Annotated in this window: 16 protein-coding genes; 14 read left to right on the top strand and 2 right to left on the bottom strand. The window is 46.1% G+C overall.

Translation table 11 applies throughout. The features are described 5' to 3' along the window. Positions 1-2 precede the first annotated feature (2 nt). The 8 genes from BLU98_RS15470 to BLU98_RS15435 all read left to right on the top strand — a co-directional run bounded on the left by BLU98_RS15470 (position 3) and on the right by BLU98_RS15435 (position 10,083). Positions 3-1,202 (top strand): eCIS core domain-containing protein, encoded by a 1,200-nt coding sequence (locus tag BLU98_RS15470; RefSeq protein ID WP_092726465.1) that lies wholly within the window; start codon positions 3-5, stop codon positions 1,200-1,202. A gap of 172 nt (positions 1,203-1,374) precedes the next feature. Next, a complete protein-coding gene (locus tag BLU98_RS15465) occupies positions 1,375-2,724 on the top strand; it encodes an ATP-binding protein (RefSeq protein WP_257575043.1) in 1,350 nt (449 codons plus the stop codon). Between the two features lie 30 nt (positions 2,725-2,754). Next, positions 2,755-3,438 carry a response regulator transcription factor gene (locus tag BLU98_RS15460; RefSeq protein WP_257575042.1) on the top strand — a complete coding sequence of 228 codons (684 nt, stop codon included), beginning with the start codon at positions 2,755-2,757 and terminating at the stop codon, positions 3,436-3,438. 1 nt (position 3,439) lies between these two features. Next, positions 3,440-4,807, top strand: a complete 1,368-nt coding sequence (locus BLU98_RS15455) for an ATP-binding protein (RefSeq protein WP_092726460.1) — start codon at positions 3,440-3,442, stop codon at positions 4,805-4,807. A 256-nt stretch (positions 4,808-5,063) separates the two neighbouring features. After that, positions 5,064-5,774, top strand: coding sequence for an MgtC/SapB family protein (locus BLU98_RS15450; protein ID WP_092726458.1), 711 nt, complete (start codon positions 5,064-5,066; stop codon positions 5,772-5,774). Next, positions 5,774-5,971 carry a hypothetical protein gene (locus BLU98_RS15445; protein WP_092726455.1) on the top strand — a complete coding sequence of 66 codons (198 nt, stop codon included), beginning with the start codon at positions 5,774-5,776 and terminating at the stop codon, positions 5,969-5,971. The genes BLU98_RS15450 and BLU98_RS15445 overlap by 1 nt, the downstream gene beginning before the upstream one ends. A 4-nt stretch (positions 5,972-5,975) precedes the next feature. Then, positions 5,976-8,681, top strand: coding sequence for a magnesium-translocating P-type ATPase (gene mgtA / locus BLU98_RS15440; RefSeq protein WP_092726451.1), 2,706 nt, complete (start codon positions 5,976-5,978; stop codon positions 8,679-8,681). Positions 8,682-8,736: 55 nt separating this feature from the next. Beyond that, positions 8,737-10,083, top strand: coding sequence for a carbohydrate porin (locus BLU98_RS15435; protein ID WP_092726448.1), 1,347 nt, complete (start codon positions 8,737-8,739; stop codon positions 10,081-10,083). Positions 10,084-10,090: 7 nt separating this feature from the next. Here the strand turns inward: BLU98_RS15435 and BLU98_RS15430 are convergent, their stop codons facing one another. After that, positions 10,091-11,701 (bottom strand): ABC transporter substrate-binding protein, encoded by a 1,611-nt coding sequence (locus BLU98_RS15430; protein WP_092726446.1) that lies wholly within the window; start codon positions 11,699-11,701, stop codon positions 10,091-10,093. A gap of 27 nt (positions 11,702-11,728) precedes the next feature. Here BLU98_RS15430 and BLU98_RS15425 point away from each other — a divergent pair, with 27 nt between their 5' ends. Next, positions 11,729-13,411: a M1 family metallopeptidase gene (locus tag BLU98_RS15425; RefSeq protein ID WP_092726443.1), complete on the top strand. Its 1,683-nt coding sequence runs from the start codon at positions 11,729-11,731 to the stop codon at positions 13,409-13,411. A gap of 1 nt (position 13,412) precedes the next feature. Here BLU98_RS15425 and BLU98_RS15420 read toward each other — a convergent pair whose 3' ends face one another. Further along, positions 13,413-14,120 (bottom strand): C40 family peptidase, encoded by a 708-nt coding sequence (locus BLU98_RS15420; protein WP_257575040.1) that lies wholly within the window; start codon positions 14,118-14,120, stop codon positions 13,413-13,415. 141 nt (positions 14,121-14,261) lie between these two features. Between BLU98_RS15420 and dnaE the strand changes: the two genes are divergently transcribed. From dnaE to mqnE, 5 genes are all read left to right on the top strand, one after another. Then, entirely contained in the window at positions 14,262-17,933 is a 3,672-nt protein-coding gene (gene dnaE, locus BLU98_RS15415; protein ID WP_092726439.1) for a DNA polymerase III subunit alpha, read from the top strand. A gap of 146 nt (positions 17,934-18,079) precedes the next feature. After that, positions 18,080-18,397 carry a thioredoxin gene (gene trxA / locus BLU98_RS15410; protein WP_092726437.1) on the top strand — a complete coding sequence of 106 codons (318 nt, stop codon included), beginning with the start codon at positions 18,080-18,082 and terminating at the stop codon, positions 18,395-18,397. A 167-nt stretch (positions 18,398-18,564) separates the two neighbouring features. Then, positions 18,565-19,809: a nucleoside permease gene (locus BLU98_RS15405; protein ID WP_307777219.1), complete on the top strand. Its 1,245-nt coding sequence runs from the start codon at positions 18,565-18,567 to the stop codon at positions 19,807-19,809. Between the two features lie 61 nt (positions 19,810-19,870). Then, complete coding sequence (locus BLU98_RS15400) at positions 19,871-20,518, top strand: class I SAM-dependent methyltransferase (RefSeq protein ID WP_257575039.1); 648 nt, start codon at positions 19,871-19,873, stop codon at positions 20,516-20,518. 59 nt (positions 20,519-20,577) lie between these two features. Continuing rightward, positions 20,578-21,747: an aminofutalosine synthase MqnE gene (mqnE, locus tag BLU98_RS15395; protein ID WP_092726435.1), complete on the top strand. Its 1,170-nt coding sequence runs from the start codon at positions 20,578-20,580 to the stop codon at positions 21,745-21,747. Positions 21,748-21,764 lie beyond the last annotated feature (17 nt).

Raw genomic sequence — 21,764 nt, 5'->3', positions numbered from 1 at the left:
ATATGGCAACCATTTTTAAAAGACGTAGACGCAGATCCATCACTGCCAATGAGGGTAAGTTCTTTAAGAAAGAGAATACCCAGGAGCAAAGTTTTTTCAGCGGCGCTGATCATGATGGATTTTTCCAACCACAACCGCAAACACAACAAGTACAACGAAAATGTGCTGAATGTGAGAATGAAGAAAAAAAGGCCCAGCGCATGACCGATGATAAGAAAGAAGAGGATAAAACCGTGCATCGCGAAACGGATAAAAAAGAAGACGATGATAAAAAACTGCACCGGCAAGCTGATGGGGCCGCTACTGCCTCAGGCGGCGCGGCTTCTTATGTCCATTCGCTCAATGGCAAAGGTAGCCCGCTCCCTGCTTCTACAAAGCAATTCTTCCAGCAAAGGATGGGCGTTGATTTCAGCCAGGTGGCCATTCATACGGAAAAGGAAGCTTCCGATTCTGCTAAAGCCATCAATGCAAAAGCCTATACTGTAGGCAACCATATTGTATTCAAAGAAGGACAATATGCACCGGATACATACGAAGGGAAAAAACTGCTTGCACATGAATTAACGCATGTGGTACAGCAGGCAGGAGCCATCATGCGAAAAGTAAACCCGGTGATCCATGAAGATGATGATAAGACCGCTTTGAGGCCGGTTTCAGGTAAGGGAACGCTTACCGATAATAAAACCAATAATGGCACTTCGGCAGATGTGAGCGCACAAACCACCGCCAATTACGATCATGGCACTTTTACAACAGCCAATGCCACCAGCACCCGCGCAACAGGTTGCAGTGATTGTGGATCTGCTCCCTGTGCTACGATGAGTGGTGTCATGATCTCGGTATTCCATGCGCATCCGGTTATTGCACCACCTGTTATGCCGCCCGGACTCACACCTTGTCAGCAGTTGCGCGTACAACATTTCATCAATAACGTATTGATGCCGCACGAAAGACAGCATGTGGCGGCATTCAATACCTACAATGGAACAGTGCGTACACCATTTACGGTAACTGCGTGCCATACAGACCAGGGATTGAGCGATGCGCTCCTCCCCTTGCATAACAGTATAGATGCCAGTCGTATTGCTGCCGCCAATGCCCTGAGTGATGCCCTGGATCCTTTCAATACCACAATAGACATTGATTGCCAGGAGCCGAAAGCCCCTGCTTCCCCATCACCTAAAAAACAACAGAAGAAATAATATCTCAGCCTATGAAGCCCATAAAGTCAGCCAACTGTTGGAAACCAGTTATTTATGAGCCCGATGAAGTCAGCCAACAATTATTAAAGCGCCGCAACCTAACCCCCACATCCGGATCATTGTACATAGCACTTTAGAACATAATGCAGTATCTTAACGTAAAATACAACCTGTGATCTACCAGTTAAACCATAGCAATACGGTCCCATCATTGAGGATTGCGATGGATCATTGCAAAACCTTGATCGGATTGCGTTTGCAGGCGTATTTCGACAATGGCTCTTTCGACCCGGTTGCCTGGCTCAAAGAACAATATCAAAATGAACCACCGAATAAAGGCTGGCTCTCTTTTATCCCCTTGCAGGAATACACCGAATGGCTCGTGGTCATGTTAACGTTGGCGCCGCATGTGTATCCTAATTTTTTTGAATCCCTGATCGTAACACACCTGCCCTCCGGTGGCGATTTTCCTGAATTTGGCGGCGTAAAAGCGGCTAATCATCGAGGCATGTTGCCTACCGGCGAAACGATCCAGTTCATCATAGCCGGTGATGACGTTGATAAACGGCTGCAACTACAGGAACTTTTCCGTGAAACGCATTTCTTTTACCGCCAGGGCATTTTATGGCTGGAGCCGGTCAAGGAAGGCGAACCGGTAATGAGCGGGCGAATCGTGTTGCCGCAGGAAAATATAGAACGCATCTTATTCGGTCGTGAGTCGGCACCGCGTTATGGACTCGATTTTCCTGCCAAACAAATTGTTACGGCCATGGAATGGAACGATGTGGTATTGCATCCGCGCACCATGCAACAGGTAAAAGACATCAGTACCTGGCTCAATCACCATCACCGGTTTGCTGAAGACAATAATTTGAAAAGAAAGATCAAACCCGGTTACCGCGTACTTTTTTACGGCCCTTCCGGAACGGGTAAAACATTAACAGCCGCACTGCTGGGTAAAGAGTTCGGCAAAGATGTTTATCGCATCGACCTTTCACAAATTGTAAGTAAATACATTGGTGAAACGGAAAAGAACCTGGAAGCCGTTTTCAAAAGAGCGGAAAGCAAGGACTGGATATTGTTTTTCGATGAGGCCGATGCACTCTTCGGCAAACGAACCAGTGTACAAAGTTCGCACGACAAATACGCCAACCAGGAAGTGAGCTATCTCCTGCAACGTGTGGAAGACTATCCCGGCCTGCTCATCCTGGCATCCAACTTCAAGAACAACCTCGACGAAGCCTTCCTGCGCCGCTTCCACTCCGTGGTACACTTCCCCATGCCCAATACCGCCGAACGGCATCATCTCTGGAAAAAAACAATGCCCGCAGGCTTGCAACACGATGGCTCTGTGAACCTCCTTGAACTGGCCGACCAATTCGAGCTGACAGGCGCTTCCATCCTGAATGCCGTGCAGTTTGCCACTTTGCAAAGCTATGCCCGCGGCGATGGTAAATTGTTGCAGTCAGACCTGCTCGAAGGAGTGAAAAAAGAATTCCTCAAAGAAGAGAAGTCTTTTTAAAATTACCTTTGTGCTCATTAAATGGCGAACATGATTCAGTTGCTTTTGGTAGAAGACGACCAGCGTATTGCAGCATTGATCAAGCAGGGGCTGGAAGAACAGGGATTTGAAGTAACAGCTGCCTATGATGGTTTGATGGGAAAAAAACTGGCTGTTAACAGGTCATACGATATCATTATCACCGATATCATACTACCCAACCTGAATGGAATTGACCTGTGCAAAGAGATCAGGCGCGTTAAGCCCGATGTGCCCATTATCATGCTCACAGCCCTTGGTACCACCGACGATAAAGTAGAAGGATTTGATGCCGGCGCCGACGATTACCTGGTAAAACCCTTTGAACTGCGGGAATTATTGGTAAGGATACGGGCATTGCTGAAAAGAAGCGCTTCCAATAACCAGGTGCAGGGATTCATATTGCGGTATGCCGATATAGAAATGAACATGCATACCAAAATTGTAAAACGAAACAACAAAGAAATTGAGCTGACGCCAAAAGAATTGAAGTTGCTCGAATACATGATGCAAAACCCTGAAAGGGTGCTGAGCAGAACAGAGATCGCAGAAAAGGTTTGGGATACTTCTTTCGATACCGGCACCAATTTCATTGACGTGTACATCAATTACCTGCGAAAAAAGATCGACAAAGATTTCGATACCAAATTGATCCATACCAAATCGGGACTCGGGTTCATCTTCAAAAAAGAGTAATATGCAGATCAGGACCAGGCTAACATTATTGTTCACTGCGCTAACAGCGGCCATTTTGCTGGCTTTTGCCCTGATCGTATATGTTTCTTTCTCCCGAACAAGGGAAGATGAATATTATAAAAGGCTCAAACAACAAGCTACCATCAAAGCCAACCTGCTGTTTGATACGAAAATCGATCCGGGCGTATTGCAGTTGATTTACAAGAACACATCCGATCCTTTATTCCAGGAAGAAGTAGCTATTTATGATACAGGTTTTCATTTATTGTACCACGATGCGGTAGATATCGATAAAGTGAAAGAGACCCGGGACATGATTGATCAGACCATTGCACAGAAAGAGCTCCGGTTCTATGTAAAAGACATGCAGGTGGTGGCATTCGTTTATACGCGTAAAGACCATACTTATGTAATCACTGCCACGGCCAAAGATGGCAATGGACTGGCCAAACTGGCGGCCTTACGCAATACCCTGCTGGTGGTATTCGTAGGCGCCATTGTGCTGATCTTTTGGGCAGGCCGTTTTTTGGCCCGTCAATCACTCAATCCAGTAGCCGCAATGGTAGACAAGGTGAAAACCATTACGGCCACCAACCTCGATTTCAGGGTGGCCGAGGGCAACCGGAAAGATGAGATCGCCTCCCTGGCCATTACATTTAATGAAATGCTCAACCGCCTGGAGAATTCATTCGATGCCCAGAAACATTTTGTATCGAATATCTCCCATGAATTGAGAACGCCGCTGACTGCCATGCTTACAGAGCTGCAACTGACTGTATCGAAAGAAAGAAGCAATGAAGAATACAAAGCGGCGATCACACATATTATAGGTGATACCAAAAAGATCATTCGCCTTTCCAACAGCCTGCTCGACCTGGCAAAAGCCAGTTATGATCAAACCGAAATAGCGTTCAAAGAACTGCGGATAGACGAGGTACTGCTCGACGCCCGTAACGATGTGCTGCACAACCAGCCCGATGTGAGCATCAATATCCGTTTTGAAAAAGAGATCGAAAACGATGATTTCGTTTCAGTGCAGGGCAATGAATACCTGCTGAAAGCTGCTTTCAGCAACTTAATGGAAAATGGCTGTAAATTCTCGGCGAATAAACAATGTACTGCTTCTATCTCGTACGATCAACAACATGTGATCCTGCATTTTACCGATACAGGTATAGGAATCCCACCCGATGAGCTGGCACATATTTTTACCCCTTTTTATAGGGGAAAGAATAAACAATTTACCGATGGCAATGGCATCGGTCTTCCTTTAACGCAAAAGATCATTGGATTGCACAATGGTACTATTACGGTGCATTCAAAAGAAGGAGAAGGCACTACATTTGTCGTTACTTTCAAGCATGTTTAACCAGTCCAACAAGAGAACCATCCTAAACCGGGAAAGTCATTCCATTCTTTGAGATAACCTCTAATTTTTTTCTAATAAATTTCTAAAAGCGCTCTAACAGCCTTTTTATCAAGGCTTAACTACTTTTGCGCTGTCAAAAACAAATTGACCACAAATGGATGCAGACCCTTATTCTTTAAACGGTAGCCACCACTCCTAACCTGCCCCGCTTTTGCTGTGCAGCATTGGAGCATGATGACTGCACAAATGAACAGCAATGAGCGTTTTCGACTTTACTTTAAGACTCGCCCTGGCCCATGTATTGGGTGCTATTATTGGAATTGAGCGTCAATGGCGCCAAAAAAGCGCCGGCCTTCGAACCAATACCCTGGTAAGTACAGGCGCTGCTGCATTCATCCTGTTATCGCTTTCGCTCACCGGTTCCAGTGGCGATCCGAGCCGTGTGGCATCACAAATTGTAACGGGTATTGGTTTCCTGGGAGCAGGTGTGATCATGAAAGACGGCATGAGTGTTCAGGGATTGAATACAGCCGCTACCATCTGGTGCTCCGCAGCAGTAGGCTCACTCGCCGGAGTAGGGCTGCCCATTCAGGCAATAGTGCTCACTGCAGCAGTAGTACTCACACACTTGTTGTTGCGGCCTCTGGGCAACAGGTTGAGCAAATTCACATTCACTCCATCGGAAGATACGCAAACAGAATACCTGTTTACCATCAAATGCAAACAGGAAGTGGAAAACCATATCCGGGTATTGCTCATGCAGTACCTGGGTAATGATGACAGGCTGCTGTTGCGATCCCTGACCAGCAGTGACAATGGTGACCCGTCCAATGCCATCATCGCCGCTGAAATCAAAACATTGTCGCCACAGGAAGTATTGATAGAAAAAGTAGCCAGCCGGCTCACCATCGAAAGAGATGTTACGAAAGTAAGCTGGGAGGTTACAGGACAACAAACTGATGTATAATGAAAACACACATTGATTGGTTCAAAGCCATCGTACTGTTAGCCGTGTTGATATTCTTAACAGATATGAACCTGGCATGGTACAAACATCCGATGAACAATATACCAGTATTGAAGTATAGCATTATCGCATTATCAACATTGCTGTTCGTTATGATCGTACTGAATGTCATAGGTAAGAAAAAAACAAAAAAATAATCGCATGCTCTCCACTGTAAAAGATAATATAAGGAACAGGTTTCATTTTTCTATCAATGGAAATGGGATCAACGAAGGCGCTGTTCAGAAACTCAAGCTCGTGAGCAGCAACGACAGCGACTATTTTTTCCATATCATGGAAAGTAACAACGCCGGGTTGAGCGATGCACAGGTAACCGATAAGCTCAAAACCGTTGGTTTGAATGAAGTGCAGCACGAAAAAGCTCCTTCCTGGTTCCGTCAATTGATGCAGGCGTTCGTGAACCCGTTCATTGGCATATTGGTGGTGATTGCCATCATTTCATTCATCATGGATGTATGGATGGCCAAGCCGGGAGAAGAAGCATACAAAACGGTGATCATGGTGGGTGTGATGGTAATGGTGAGTTCCCTGCTGCGTTTCGTACAGGAATACAGGAGCAACCGGGCAGCAGAACAATTGAAGAGCATGGTAAAAACCACGGCCACCGTGATCAGGCGGCCGGAAGGCAAAACAGAAGTCGATATCAAAAACCTCGTGCCTGGTGATATCATCCTGCTTTCTGCCGGCGACATGATCCCTGCCGATTGCCGTATTATCCAATCGAAAGACCTGTTTGTTAGCCAGGCCATGCTTACCGGTGAATCATTGCCCGTAGAAAAAAGAAATATTCCCATCCGTGATGCAGATAAGAAGTCGCCACAGGAACTGGATAACATTTGCTTTATGGGAACGAATGTGGTGAGTGGTACAGCCACTGCCATAGTGGTAACTACCGGCAACCAAACCTATTTTGGTTCATTAAGCAAATCGATCATTGGCAAAAGAGCAGAAACCAGTTTTGATAAAGGCGTGAACAAAGTGAGTTACCTGCTCATCAGCTTCATGCTGGTAATGGTACCGCTCATCCTCGTAATCAACGGATTGATGAAAGGCAACTGGATGGAAGCGCTCCTGTTTGCCATTGCTGTGGCCGTTGGGTTAACACCTGAAATGCTGCCCATGATTGTAACAGCCAATCTGGCCAAAGGCGCCGTGAATATGAGCAAACGCAAAGTGATCGTTAAACGCCTGAATGCCATCCAGAACATAGGCGCCATGGATGTATTCTGCACCGATAAAACAGGCACGCTTACCCTGGATAAGATCGTACTGGAACGCCACCTGAACATGTTTGGAGAAGAAGATGAAGAAGTATTGAAATGGGCCTACCTGAACAGTTATCACCAAACAGGTTTGAAAAACCTGCTGGATCTGGCTGTGCTGGAGCACGTAGAACTTCACGATTATTTAAAAGTGGAAGACCACTTCCTGAAAGTAGATGAAATACCTTTCGATTTCCAGCGCCGGCGCATGTCGGTTGTGTTGAAACAGCGCAATGGCAAACACCTGCTCATTTGCAAGGGGGCTGTGGAAGAAATGCTGGACCTGTGCAACAGGGCTTTTGATCCGGGTGAAAACAGGCAGTTGCATATAGAATCAGACAGGGTGATCCCTATGGATGCAGAGATGCGCTCCATTGTATTGAGTACATCCAAAAGGCTGAACGAAGAAGGACTGCGTGTGTTACTGGTAGCCATCCGCGAATTCGATGACAGGGCGCTCACCTATTCTGTGGAAGACGAGAAAGACATGATCCTGACCGGCTTCATCGGCTTCCTCGATCCGGCCAAACCATCTGCCAAAACATCTATCGAAGCCTTGCAGAAACTGGGTGTAAGTGTAAAAGTACTTACCGGAGACAACGAAGTGGTGACCAAGAAGATATGTCGCGATGTAGGTATTTCTTTCGATAGGATCATGCTGGGCAGCGACCTGGAAAAAATGACCGACGAAGCATTGCAGAACCAGATAGATGATATAGCCATACTGGCCAAACTGAGCCCCATGCAAAAGTCCAGGGTGGTAAAAGTATTACAGGCAAAAGGCCATACAGTTGGTTTCATGGGCGATGGCATCAATGATGCGGCAGCTTTAAGAGACGCAGATGTAGGCATCAGCGTAGATACAGCGGTGGACATTGCCAAAGAAAGTGCGGACATCATTTTACTGGAAAAAGACCTGATGGTATTAAGGAAAGGGGTGATCTACGGCCGGCGAACTTTCGGAAACATCATCAAGTACATCAAGATGACTGCGAGCAGTAATTTCGGTAACATGTTCAGCATGTTGGGAGCCAGTGCTTTCCTCCCCTTCCTGCCCATGCTGCCGGTACAATTGCTGGTACAGAATCTCTTATATGATATTTCGCAGGTATCCATCCCCTGGGACAAGATGGATGAAGAGTTCCTGCAAAAGCCCAAAAAATGGGATGCTTCAGGTATATCCCGGTTCATGGTTTTCATCGGACCCATCAGTTCCATATTCGATTACACTACTTTCGCACTCATGTTTTTCTTTTTTAAAGCCAATTTGCCGGAACACCAATCGTTGTTCCAGAGCGGATGGTTCATAGAAGGACTGCTTTCCCAAACATTGATCGTGCACATGATCAGAACCCGTAAAATTCCTTTCATACAAAGCTGGGCGGCTGCACCGGTGGTGGCATTGACTTCTATTATCATGCTCATTGGCATTGTACTTCCGTTCACTCCATTTGCAGCAGCACTGAGGCTGCAACCTGTTCCATTTGCCTATTTCCCATGGCTGGTATTGATCCTCACCAGTTATTGTTTGCTCACGCAAGCGGTTAAAAACTGGTACATACGGAAATTCCACCAATGGTTGTAATGAAAGGATGCACGACGAATCAACCTAAACTATTGAACAGAAAAAAACGACTGGCATGAAAAAATTGATTGTATTGTTCGCTATGATAACAAGTTTGGTAACACATGTAAAAGCACAGGAAAATACAGATACCAGTAAAAAAAGCAAATGGAGCAGCCACTTTCAGTTGACTGTGATTGCACAAAAACATGCGGGATTCCATGCTGCATACAGCGGAGATAAAAGCCTGGCAGATACTGTTGAACCCATTGCTACCAGCCTCACCACTACCCTGTTCCTGGGAAGAAAATTGTGGAAAGGTGCTGCACTCTATTTCAACCCGGAAATATCAGGCGGTAACGGACTCAGTTTTGCCCAGGGGGTAGCAGGCGCGTTGAATGGCGAAACCTACCGTGTGGGAGCTGTTAAACCACAAGTTTTTATTGCCAGGGCTTATCTGCAACAACGCTTTCCCCTGGCCGATGCAAAATATGTTGATGTGGCAGATGATGTAAACCAGGTAGCCGATAAAATTCCGGACAGCCGCATTACCATTACAGCAGGGAAATATGCGATCAGTGATTTTTATGATGACAATGCTTACAGCAAAGACCCCCGTTCTCAATTCTCTAACTGGGCCATCTGGGCAAATGGCGCCTGGGATTATCCTGCCAATACGAGGGGTTATACCATGGGCGTGGTAGTGGAGTTGATCAAACCCCGATGGGCTGTCAGGTTATCCACTGTTGCCGTTCCCAAGATTGCCAATGCTTCCAAAATGGAGTATGATATGAGCAGGGCGCATTCCGAGACTTTTGAATATGAGCGTAAATGGACAGTTCGTAAGCATCCGGGTAGTGCACGCCTGATCCTCAGCAATACACATTCAAAAGCCCCTTCCTATCAAAGCGGTTTGAAAGCGGTTGCCAACAGCGATGCCTTCCTGTTATCAGTTATTTCAGGCGATAGTGAAAACACTTCTTATGGAGGAAAAAAATTCGGTTGGGGCGCAAGTGCCGACCAGGAAATTACCAAAGACCTGGGTATTTTTTCGCGGATCGGCTGGAATGATGGTAAATATGCCACATGGGCTTTCACTGAAATCGACCGTACTTTTTGCCTGGGCTTATCCCTTAAAGGAAACAGGTGGAAAAGACCTGAAGACGTATTCGGACTCGCAGCAGTTGTCAGCGGTATATCAGACGAGCACCGCGCTTTTCTCAAAGCAGGCGGCTATGGTTTCATCATTGGTGACGGTAACCTGAATTACGGAAAGGAAGCCATTGTAGAAACATTTTACAATGCACGCCTGTCAAAACAATTCTGGTTGAGTGTGAATTACCAGTTTGTGAACAACCCGGGTTATAACAAAGACAGGGGACCTGTGCATGTATTCGGTGTACGTGCTCACATAGAGTTTTAAGTGTAACTCATTCTCTGATCACCGTTCTGCGCAGTTCCAGCAAGTTCAGCGCATTGGGTTCAAAACCGTTCACGTTGTTTTGTACCAGATGAATGGCCATATCGTACCAGATGGGGATCACGGGCGCATCGTTGATCACCAGCTGGTCCATTTGCCGGTATAAAACATAGCGCAACGAATCATTGGTTTCGAGCAGAGCCTTTTCATACAAGGCATCGAAAGCAGGATTCTGGTAACGCGTATAATTGGGTGGCGCAGGATTTTTGCTGTAGAACATCGCCATATAATTCTCCGCATCGGGATAGTCGGCGATCCAGCTTCCGCGAAACAGCAGCGCTTGTGATTTGGCGGTCTGTTCAAGCAGCAAACTTTTTTGTATCACTTCTACCTGTACGCGAATACCTACTTCTTCCCATTGCCGCGCAGCAAAACTGGCAATATCTGCATAGATGGGAATAGTAAGCAGCTTCATCACCGGTAAACCCTTGCCACCGGGATAACCGGCTTCATTCAATAATTTTTTGGCTGCTACAGGATCATAAGGATAGCCCTTTACCAATTCGGTATTGTGCGATGGTAACCCGCCCGGCACAAAACCTGCTTCTGCAGGTATGCCGATGGAATTACGCATGTACATCATTAGCTTCTGCCGGTCGAGCGCATAATTCATGGCCTGCCTTATGGCTTTCATTTTTGTGGGCGATTCTTGCACCAGCGGGTTTTGTTCATCCGATAAAATGCCAAAATATTCTGTATTGAGATAAGCATGTTTTTTCAATTGGATCTTTGATGCCCACTGCGAACGCAGCGCTCCTTTCTTGGTCAGTATCTCGTCTTTGAATGATGGATCGATATCATTGATAAAACTCAGTCCGCCCTGCCTGAACTGCAGGAACTCCGTGGCTTTGTTATCGAAGAAACTGATCTTGACAGCATCGAGATAAGGCAATGCATGACCGGTATTGTCTTTTTCCCAATAGTGCGCATTCTTTAATAATACCAACGCTTCTCCTTCATCCCATGATTTGAACACGAAGGGGCCGCTGCCGCATGGATGTCTGCCAAAATCTTTTCCATATTTTTCCACCACTTCCTTCGGAACGATGCTGCAATACTGCATGCTTAGAATACCCATGATGGGATGGAAAGGCCGTACCAACGTTAACTGAAAAGTAGAATCATTCACCGCAACAAAACCATTGTCCGCTTCTATACGGCCATTGAATATCCAGGCCCCGCTGCTGGCAGTCTGGTGGTCGATGATCCTGTTGAAACTGTATGCCACATCCGCTGCCACTACCCTTCTGCCTTTACCGCCGGGGAATACTGCATTATCGTGAAAGAAAACATCGTTGCGCAAATGGAAAGTATAGGTGCGGCGGTCGGCACTGATATCCCAACGCTTCGCAACAGAAGGGATGATATTCAGTCCGCTGTCTATTTCCACCAGTGTGTTGTAGAGCTGGTGCACAGGCCACATGATGGCCTGGTTTTTGGCAAAAGCCGGATCCAGTGTGGCAATACCGGTAGACTCGTTGTAATAAAATACCTGCTTGGCTGCCTGCCGGTGATGCATACAGGAAGCCAGTAATAAACAAAGGGCCAGACAGTTTCTCATTTTTTCTGAATACCGTACTTTTAGCGAATGAATAATGCAAAATACAAGTTCCTGTTCATGATTGGTTTGTTCACCGTCATTTCAATGCAGGCACAAACACCACTATCCTCCAAAGAAGTCTTTACCCGGGCCGATACGCTTCGCGGCAGCATCACACCTGAAAGGGCCTGGTGGGATGTATTGCATTATACCATTGGTGTGACACCCGACTTCCTATCTAAATACATAGAAGGTAAAACAGAGATCCGTTTCAAAGTGCTGGCACCCGGTAAGACCATGCAGATAGACCTGCAGGAGCCTATGCAACTATCAAAAGCGTATACCACCGCGTACAAAGACTTGCCGCTTCGTCGCGATGGTAACGTGTATTATGTGAGTTTCCCGAAAGAATTGAAAACAGGCAGTGTTCAAACACTCACGCTTGTTTTCCACGGCAACCCCCGCATTGCCAAACGGCCACCATGGGATGGTGGATGGATATTCCAGACCGATAAACTGGGCAGACCCTGGATGAGTGTGGCCTGCCAGGGGCTCGGCGCCAGCGTATGGTATCCCTGCAAAGACCACCAGAGCGACGAACCCGATCAGGGGGCTACGCTCAATATAACTGTTCCCGATACACTGGTAGCGGTAGGAAACGGAAGATTGATCAGTAAGATCAGCCACAGCAAAGGCCTGGTTACCTATAAATGGGATGTCAAAAACCCCATCAACAATTACGATATCATCCCTTATATAGGTAAATATGTGACCTGGCATGAAACATTCAACGGCGAAAAAGGACCGCTCGATTGCGATTACTGGGTGCTGGATTACGAGTTGGAAAAAGCGAAAGAACAATTCAAACAAGCGCCGAAAATGTTGCGTTGTTTTGAACACTGGATGGGGCCCTATCCTTTTTATGAAGACAGTTACAAATTGGTGCAATCGCCACACCTGGGCATGGAACACCAGAGCGCGGTAGCTTATGGCAACCAGTTTAAGAACGGTTACCTGGGAAGAGACCTTTCCGGTACAGGCTGGGGACTCAAATGGGATTTCATCATTGTACACGAAAGCGGGCATGAATGGTTTGGCAACAACATCACCAGCAAGGATATTGCCGACATGTGGATACATGAGGGCTTTACCAATTATTCAGAAACGCTTTTTACCGAATGTGAATACGGCTTGCAGGCAGCCAATGAATACAATTACGGCATACGCCGCGTTATACGCAATGATGTACCCATAACAGGTCCTTATGGTGTTAACAAAGAGGGCAGTGGCGATATGTATCCCAAAGCGGCTAACATGATCCACAGCATCCGTAACGCCATGCACGATGATGAAAAATTCAGGAACATGCTGCGTTTCCTTGGCAAGAAATTTTATCATCAAACAGTAACGGCAGATGATATCCGCGAAGCGATGGAAAGCTTTACCGGCTTTGGACTGGATAAAATATTCAACCAGTATCTGCACACCACACAGGTACCTGTGTTGGAATACAAGTTAGACGGTGCACAGGTGTCGTTCCGTTGGAGTAATTGTGTAGACGGATTCAATCTTCCTCTATGGGCTGGCGCCGGCAACCAGGCACAACTGGTTAAACCAGTAACAGGTAGCTGGACCAGTTTGCAGTTAAGCAATGAAAATGCTGCCAACTGGAAACCGGAAAACATAGAAAAACTGTTCTACGTTAAAGTGCAAAAAGCAACGAATAATTGAATCAGTTGTCGGTTAACCTGCCGGCGCCCCTGTACCTCGGCTGCCAGTATTTATCGTTCAGGTCGCTGATCATAACGCCACCACTGGTGGCTGCATGAACAAACTTGTTATTGAGGAGATACACACCTACATGTGAAATGCTGCGTCCGCTCGTCTGAAAGAACACCAGGTCGCCTTCTTTCAGGTCTTCTAGTTGTACTTTTTCGCAGGCATCGTATTGTTCCTGCGCGGTGCGGGGAAGATTGTGCTTGTACACATCCCGCATGATGATCTGTGTAAAGGCAGAACAGTCGATGCAGTTATCAGTAGCCCCGCCGAGGCAGTATTTCGTACCCCACCATTTGTCAATCGACTCCAATAGCGGGATATTGGTCAGTTGTTCCACTGTTGCATCCATCAGCACTGCATATTTTAACTGCAGATAGTTGGCTTTTTCAATTTCAACAGAAGACAAACCATAGCCCGGCATGCGTTCGGCGCCGGTAGTATTGCTGCGTTTGGAAGTGGTAGTACTGGTTTTATGGCGGGAAGTAACCACTGCGCCAGGCGTTACCTCTATCTGGTCAATGAATTGAGGATTGCCCGTTCTCCTGGCAGCATTGCTGGTTTTGGCCACAGAGTCGTCTTTAGCCCCCAGCTTGCTGAGGGATTTACAACTGCTGAAGACAAAAACAAGCAGGCATGATATGGTTATATATGGTAATTTCATAGTAGGTGATTTGCAATATAATACCCTGAAACCGATGCCGGCTCCAATGCGCATAACTTTTTAACATGCTATCCCATCCCTGCACCCCTGTGGATAACTGGAACCCGGGCAGTACGGCCTGTTTTTACGACCTTTGTATGTATGGCTGCATTCTCTCATTTACATGTTCATACTCAATATTCTTTGCTCGATGGCGCGGCGGCTATTGGCAGTCTCTACAAAAAAGCTGCCAATGATCAGATGCCTGCGCTTGCCATTACGGATCATGGTAATATGTTCGGTGTTTTTGACTTTGTAAGCCAGGCCTGGAAGAACACCAAAGTGGTGGGAAAAGATGCCAACGGAAAAGACATTGTAGAGCCCGTGGTAAAACCCATCGTTGGTTGTGAGTTCTATGTGGTGCGTGACAGACATGCAAAAGTGTTCACCAAAGACGTGAAAGATGAGCGTTACCACCAGGTGCTGTTAGCTAAAAATGCAACGGGTTACGCCAACCTGGTAAAGCTCACTTCTTTGGGTTTTATTGAGGGAATGTACAGCAAGTACCCGCGTATCGATAAAGAGCTGATTGAACAATACCACGAAGGACTGATCGCTACCACTTGTTGTATCGGCGCTTATGTTCCGCAAACCATCCTGCACGATGGTGAAGAAAAAGCAGAACAGGAATTCAAATGGTGGCTGGATATGTTCGGAGAGGATTATTACATAGAACTGCAAAGACACAACATCAAAGAACAGGAGCTCATCAACCAAACCCTGCTCAAGTTCTCAAAGAAATACAAAGTGCCGGTGATTGCCACGAACGACAGTCACTATGTTGACCAGGACGATGCCAATGCACATGATATCCTGCTCTGCATCAACACAGGCGAAAAGCAAAGTACACCAGGCTTTGATGATTTTGTGAATGATGATGTGCAGATACGCAACCGCCGTTTCAAATTTCCCAACAACCAGTTTTATTTCAAGACCACGGCCGAAATGCAGCAGTTGTTCAGCGATATTCCCGAATCGCTAGACAATACCAATGCGATTGTTGACAAGGTGGAAATACTGAACCTGAAGAAAGACATCCTGTTGCCGGCCTTCCCTATCCCACCTGAATTCCAGATACACAACGATGCGAACCTGAACCAATGGGAATACCTGCGGCATATTACCATGGAGGGCGCTAAAAAACGGTATACAGACATCTCTCCCAGTACGCAGGAGCGCATAGACTTTGAATTGTTTACCATCAAGACCATGGGTTTTGCCGGTTACTTTTTGATCGTGAGTGATTTCATCAAAGCAGGTCGTGAACTCGGCGTATTCGTAGGCCCGGGACGTGGCTCTGCTGCGGGAAGTGTGGTGGCTTATTGTATCGGCATCACCAATATTGATCCTATTAAATACAACCTGCTGTTCGAGCGTTTCCTCAACCCGGACCGTAAGAGCATGCCCGATATCGATACGGATTTTGATGATGAAGGAAGACAGAAAGTGATCGATTATGTAGTAGGCAAATACGGTAAAGAGCAGGTAGCGCAGATCATCACGTATGGTACCATGGCCGCCAAGATGAGCATCAAAGATGTGGCGCGGGTATTGGATCTTCCGCTCGCTGAAAGTAATATGCTGGCCAAGCTGGTGCCCGATAAACCGGGTACGGAACTGGGGCGTGTATTGAAAGCGCCCATCACTGCGAAAGAAGGCCCCAAATCACTCGAAGAAAAAGAAGCCTACCAGCAGGAAGATATTGAGAATGTTAAGAAACTGCGGGAGATATACAACGGCACCGATATCAGGGCACAAGTGTTGAAAGAAGCCGAGCGATTGGAGGGATCGGTGCGCAATACGGGTATCCACGCTGCAGGCATCATCATCGCACCCAAAGACCTTACGGAACTGCTTCCTGTGGCTACTGCCAAAGATTCCAGTTTGTGGGTAACACAGATCGAAGGCAGCATCATTGAAGATGCAGGTGTAATCAAGATGGACTTCCTCGGATTGAGAACGCTTTCGATTTTGAAAACAGCGCTGGAACTCATCAAAGAGAACCACAATATTTCTATAGACCTGGATGAACTTCCGTTGGATGATGAAAAGACTTTTCTGTTGTACCAACGCGGAGAAACCAATGCCACTTTTCAGTTTGAAAGTGTAGGTATGCAAAAATACCTGCGCGAACTCAAGCCCGATAAGTTCGATGACCTCATTGCCATGAACGCCTTGTACCGTCCGGGTCCCATCGCTTATATCCCCAACTTCATCGATCGTAAACATGGCAGGGAAGCCATCACGTACGACCTGGATGATATGAAGGAGTATCTCGCTGAAACCTATGGTATCACCGTTTACCAGGAGCAGGTGATGCTGCTGAGCCAGAGCCTGGCAGGTTTCACCAAAGGAGATGCCGACGTGTTGCGGAAAGCGATGGGTAAAAAGCAGAAAGCAGTACTGGATAAAATGAAAACCCAGTTCATTACCGGTGCCACCGCCAAAGGACATCCCGCCGATAAACTGGAAAAAATATGGACCGACTGGGAAGCATTTGCACAATATGCGTTCAACAAATCGCATTCTACCTGCTATGCTTTTGTAGCTTACCAGACCGCTTACCTCAAAGCCCACTATCCCGGCGAATACATGGCTGCCGTACTCAACCATGCAGGCAGTATTGAGAAGATCACCTTCTTTATGGAGGAATGCAAGCGAATGGGTATCAAGGTATTGGGGCCCGATATTAATGAATCACTTAAAGGCTTTGCCGTGAACAAACGCGGGGAGATCCGCTTTGGACTGGGAGGTCTCAAAGGTGTTGGCGAAGCTGCAGTAGAGACCATCATTGCCGAACGGAGCAAAAATGGGGTGTATTCCGATATCTATGAATTTGTGAAGCGGATACTGCAAAGAACAGTCAATAAAAAATCATTGGAAAGCCTGGCTTATTCAGGCGCTTTCGATTGTTTTCCGGAATTGCACAGGGCGCAGTATTTCAAAATACCTGATGGAGACCGGCTCTCGGGATTGGAAAGGCTGATCATGTACGGACAGGCTTCACAAAGCCAGGCCAGCTCCTCCAATACCCTCTTCGGCGAACTGGCCGAATCGATGGAAGTAGCGAAACCCAAGATACTTCCATCCGAACCCTGGACCCTGACCGAATTACTGGATCATGAAAAAGAAGTAACGGGCATGTTCATGAGCGGACACCCGCTCGATCATTTCAAATTTGAATTGAAATATTACGGCATTACCCAGATCAGTGATTTTAATGAGATCAAGGATACCTTGCAGCTACAAGCCAACCCCGGTAAGAGTTTGCGCGTAGCAGGATTGGTGATCGACGTGCAGCATCGTGTTACTAAAACCGGTAAGAATTTCGGCTCATTCGTGATAGAAGATTTCAGTGGTAAAACAGATTTCATTTTGTGGAGCGAAGACTATATCAAATTCCAGAACTACCTGGAAAAAGGACAGAACCTGCTGTTGACCGGTTTCTTCAGGCCCCGGTTCGGAAGAGCAAACGAGTTTGAATTCAAGATCACCGTGATGTCGTTACTGGAAACGGTAAAAGAAACGATGACCCGGAGCCTGGAGATCAATGCCCACGCGGCAGCTATATCGCCCGATTTTGTTAGGTTTGTAGACCAGAACGTTCGCAATTTCCCCGGCAAAACTGCCCTCCGGTTCAATATTTATGAACCCAGGGAAAACCTGAAAGTGAGCCTGATCTCTTTCGATAAAGGCTTCAGGATGAACGAGGAAATGGCTGAATTCCTGCTCAATAACCAGGATTTAGAGGTGAATGTAGGGCTGGCAGGGTAATGTACCAGTCCCGACGCCCTGTCAGTTTTGCTGTTGCAACGTCATTAATCACACCCGTGGAAAAGTCAAAACTGCATAAACGGCCATTTGGAGCTAAATTTGACATCCTAATAAGGTAAGAACACCTAAAAAAACAAACAGTGTATATGGCATTAGAATTAACAGACGCTAACTTCCAGTCAACCGTACTGGACAGCGATAAACTTACAGTAGTAGATTTTTGGGCAGAATGGTGCGGACCTTGCCGTGCCATCGGACCCGTTATTGAAGAGTTGTCGAAAGACTATGCAGGCAAGATCAATGTGGGCAAAGTGAATGTAGATCATAACCCCAATCTGAGCGTGAATTATGGCATCACTTCCATTCCTGCTATCCTGTTCATCAAAGGCGGACAGATCGTAGACAAACAAATTGGCGCAGTACCCAAATCTGTACTCGATAAAAAGATCCAGGCGCATATATAGTATAGTAGACTGCGTATCTTATTGAGTTGCTAGTTGCTAGTTGTTAGTTGTAAGATAGAAATAAAGATATTCTATCAACTAACAACTCACAATTAGCAACTTTTTATTTAATATTATTCGTTATCTTTCCCCGTTTTATTTTTTATTAACTAACGAAAACTAATTGCATGATGAATATCAAGTTGCGCCTGATCATCATGAATTTTTTGGAATTCTTTGTTTGGGGTTCCTGGCTTATCTCCCTCGGTGCTTATATGATTGTAACACTCCATTTTTCCGGTGGAGAAGTAGGGGCTGTTTACGCTACCATGGGCATAGCTTCCCTGTTCATGCCGGCTTTATTGGGTATTGTGGCAGACAGGTGGGTGAATGCCGAACGTGTATTGGGTATTTGCCATATTGTGGGGGCCTGCTTATTACTCTGGGCTTCTACAGTAAGCGATTACAGGACTTTCTATCTCATCATGCTCCTCAATTCAATGGCTTTCATGCCAACAATCGCGCTGAATAATACTGTATCCTATATTATACTGGAAAGAAGAGGATTCCACATTGTAAAAGATTTCCCTCCTATTCGTGTGTGGGGAACGGTGGGGTTTGTTTGCGCTATGTGGATAGTTGATTTGTGCGGCTGGACTAAAAGTCCATTTCAACTTTATCTAAGTGCTGGAGCCGGCTTATTGTTGGGACTATATACCTTCACTATTGAAAAATGCCCGCCTGTTAAATTCAACGCGAAGAAGACACTGTCAGAAGCCTTAGGGTTAGATGCATTCGTTTTATTCCGAAGAAAAAAAATGCTGATCTTTTTCATCTTTGCCATGTTATTGGGCGCGGCCTTACAGATCACTAATGCATTCGGCGGCGCTTTTCTCGATGATTTCAAAACCGGTTTTGCCGATTCATTCGGCGTAAAACATCCGAACCTGCTCTTATCCATTTCGCAGATATCTGAAACACTTTTTATCCTCACCATTCCTTTCTTCCTTAGAAAATTTGGTATCAAACAGGTCATGCTCCTCAGCATTTTTGCCTGGATATTCCGTTTCGGATTATTTGCCATAGGCGATCCCGGGCCAGGGCTCTACCTGTTGATCCTGTCCATGATCATTTATGGAATGGCATTCGACTTCTTCAATATCTCCGGTTCTTTATTCGTGGAAAAGGAAGCCGATATACGCATCAGGGCCAGTGCACAAGGGTTGTTCATGCTCATGACCAATGGCATCGGCGCTTTCCTCGGAGGTACCATCAGCGGATGGGTAGTGGATTATTTTACTGTTAATGGTGTGAAAGACTGGCACAATATCTGGTTAAGTTTTGCAGGATATGCATTGGTGCTTGGTATTTTCTTCCCGTTGGTATTCCGGTACAAACACAACCCGGATATGGAGACAAGCAAACATCACTAAATACTTGTTATAAAAATCATCTATGAAAAATATGGACCGTCTATTCGTTTTAAAATCTCTAATGCAACACCGTCATCTAAAGAATTACCTGGAAATCGGGGTCTTTAACGGACATATCTTTTTTCGTATCAAAAGCAATTTCAAGATTGCAGTTGATCCCGATTTTGTATTCGGGAATGGCCGTAAAGCCATAAAACTCCTGCTGAATCCGTATAATCGTTATAACCAGTATTTTGAAAAAACAAGCGACGATTTTTTTGCGCAAGATGGTCCGAGGTTGTTCCAGAACAAGAAAATAGAACTGGCGCTTATTGATGGAATGCACGAATGCGATTATGTGATCAGAGATGTAGAGCATACTTTGAATCATGCTGCTCCTAATGCGGTAATTGTTCTGCATGATTGCAATCCTTTAAGCGCGGAAGCCGCTTGTTCTTTTAAGGAATGGAACTACCCGGGAACCTGGAATGGAGATGTATGGAAAGCGATCCTTTATTTCCGCAGTCAGCGAAAAGACCTGACCTGCTTTGTACTGGATGCCGATCAAGGTTTGGGCATCATTGTTAAACAACCGGCAACAACGCTTCTTCCGTATGATAAGGAACAAATCAGCCAATTCACTTACCAGGATCTTGCATTGAATCGGGCTGAATGGCTGGGCCTGCAGCCTTCGGACTACTTTTACGATTTCTTTAAGATCGGCGCTTAAACATTATTTATCCGCCAAATCGGTGTAAATTTGCTGTCTGAACATCAAAATCTGTGAACATGATCCCGACTGCGTCAGATCCCTTTACACTGGTTGCTTCCCTCGATGATACGAACGAACTGAAAAAAATAGGTGAAAAGATATTACGCAAAGAGCGCATCAATTTCCAGGATGGCGTAACACTGTTTGAGAAAGGCTCATTGGCCTTTCTTGGTACACTGGCCAATTGGGTACGCGAACAAAAGCACGGAAACAAAACCTATTTCAACAGGAACTTCCATATAGAGCCTACCAATGTATGTGTATTCTCCTGTGCCTTTTGCGCTTACTCACGCCTCTATGCCAACCGTGAAGAAGGATGGGAACTGAGCATCGAGCAAATGATGCACATCGTTAAAAGTTACGATGGAAAGCCGGTAACCGAAGTGCATATTGTAGGCGGTGTTCATCCTAAGATGAATCTGGCGTTCTTTATCGAGCTTCTCCAAACCATCAAAGCACATCGTCCCGATCTGCATATCAAAGCTTTCACCCCTGTTGAACTCGATTATATGTTCCGCAAAGCCAAAGTGTCGGTTGAAGAAGGTATGAAGATGGCGCACGAAGCCGGATTGGATTCTTTACCCGGTGGCGGCGCAGAAATATTCCATCCCGATATCCGAAAACAGATATGCGATGATAAAGTGGATGCCGAAGGCTGGTTGCATATTCACCGTGCGGCACATGAACTGGGTATGCACAGTAACGCCACCATGCTTTACGGACACATTGAAAAATTCGAACACCGCATCGATCACATGGAGCGCCTGCGCCAGTTACAGGATCAGACCGGCGGCTTCAATACTTTTATCCCGTTGAAGTTCAGGAACAAAGACAACGACATGAGCCATGTTCCCGAATCAACAGTAGTGGAAGACATGCGCATGTACGCCATGGCCCGCCTGTACATGGATAATTTCCCGCACATCAAAGCTTACTGGCCCATGCTGGGGAGAAAAAACGCACAGTTGGCATTATCATTCGGCGTAAACGATATCGACGGCACCATCGACGACTCTACTAAAATATATTCCATGGCAGGAAGTGAAGAACAAACGCCTTCCATGAACACTGCAGAGCTGGTAACGCTGATCAAACAAGTAAAACGCCAGCCGGTAGAACGCGGTACACTGTATAATGAGATCAGGGATTATAGTGATCTGGCGATTGAGGAAATAACTTTAAACTAAATTAAGTACTGTATCCG

Source organism: Hydrobacter penzbergensis (assembly GCF_900106985.1).
In the GTDB taxonomy this organism is placed as follows: domain Bacteria; phylum Bacteroidota; class Bacteroidia; order Chitinophagales; family Chitinophagaceae; genus Sediminibacterium; species Sediminibacterium magnilacihabitans.
The sequence above is the reverse complement of the archived record's forward strand: the minus strand, read 5'-3'. Positions and strand labels throughout refer to the sequence as shown.

Bases quoted from the DNA above. Each gene is read 5' to 3' on its own strand.
- BLU98_RS15450 (WP_092726458.1), top strand. From the start codon at position 5,064: ATGAGCGTTTTCGACTTTACTTTAAGACTCGCCCTGGCCCATGTATTG.
- BLU98_RS15420 (WP_257575040.1), bottom strand. From the start codon at position 14,120: ATGAAATTACCATATATAACCATATCATGCCTGCTTGTTTTTGTCTTC.
- BLU98_RS15435 (WP_092726448.1), top strand. From the start codon at position 8,737: ATGAAAAAATTGATTGTATTGTTCGCTATGATAACAAGTTTGGTAACA.
- BLU98_RS15405 (WP_307777219.1), top strand. From the start codon at position 18,565: ATGATGAATATCAAGTTGCGCCTGATCATCATGAATTTTTTGGAATTC.
- BLU98_RS15445 (WP_092726455.1), top strand. From the start codon at position 5,774: ATGAAAACACACATTGATTGGTTCAAAGCCATCGTACTGTTAGCCGTG.
- BLU98_RS15425 (WP_092726443.1), top strand. From the start codon at position 11,729: ATGAATAATGCAAAATACAAGTTCCTGTTCATGATTGGTTTGTTCACC.
- BLU98_RS15460 (WP_257575042.1), top strand. From the start codon at position 2,755: ATGATTCAGTTGCTTTTGGTAGAAGACGACCAGCGTATTGCAGCATTG.
- BLU98_RS15430 (WP_092726446.1), bottom strand. From the start codon at position 11,701: ATGAGAAACTGTCTGGCCCTTTGTTTATTACTGGCTTCCTGTATGCAT.
- dnaE (WP_092726439.1), top strand. From the start codon at position 14,262: ATGGCTGCATTCTCTCATTTACATGTTCATACTCAATATTCTTTGCTC.
- mgtA (WP_092726451.1), top strand. From the start codon at position 5,976: ATGCTCTCCACTGTAAAAGATAATATAAGGAACAGGTTTCATTTTTCT.
- BLU98_RS15400 (WP_257575039.1), top strand. From the start codon at position 19,871: ATGCAACACCGTCATCTAAAGAATTACCTGGAAATCGGGGTCTTTAAC.
- BLU98_RS15470 (WP_092726465.1), top strand. From the start codon at position 3: ATGGCAACCATTTTTAAAAGACGTAGACGCAGATCCATCACTGCCAAT.
- BLU98_RS15455 (WP_092726460.1), top strand. From the start codon at position 3,440: ATGCAGATCAGGACCAGGCTAACATTATTGTTCACTGCGCTAACAGCG.
- trxA (WP_092726437.1), top strand. From the start codon at position 18,080: ATGGCATTAGAATTAACAGACGCTAACTTCCAGTCAACCGTACTGGAC.
- mqnE (WP_092726435.1), top strand. From the start codon at position 20,578: ATGATCCCGACTGCGTCAGATCCCTTTACACTGGTTGCTTCCCTCGAT.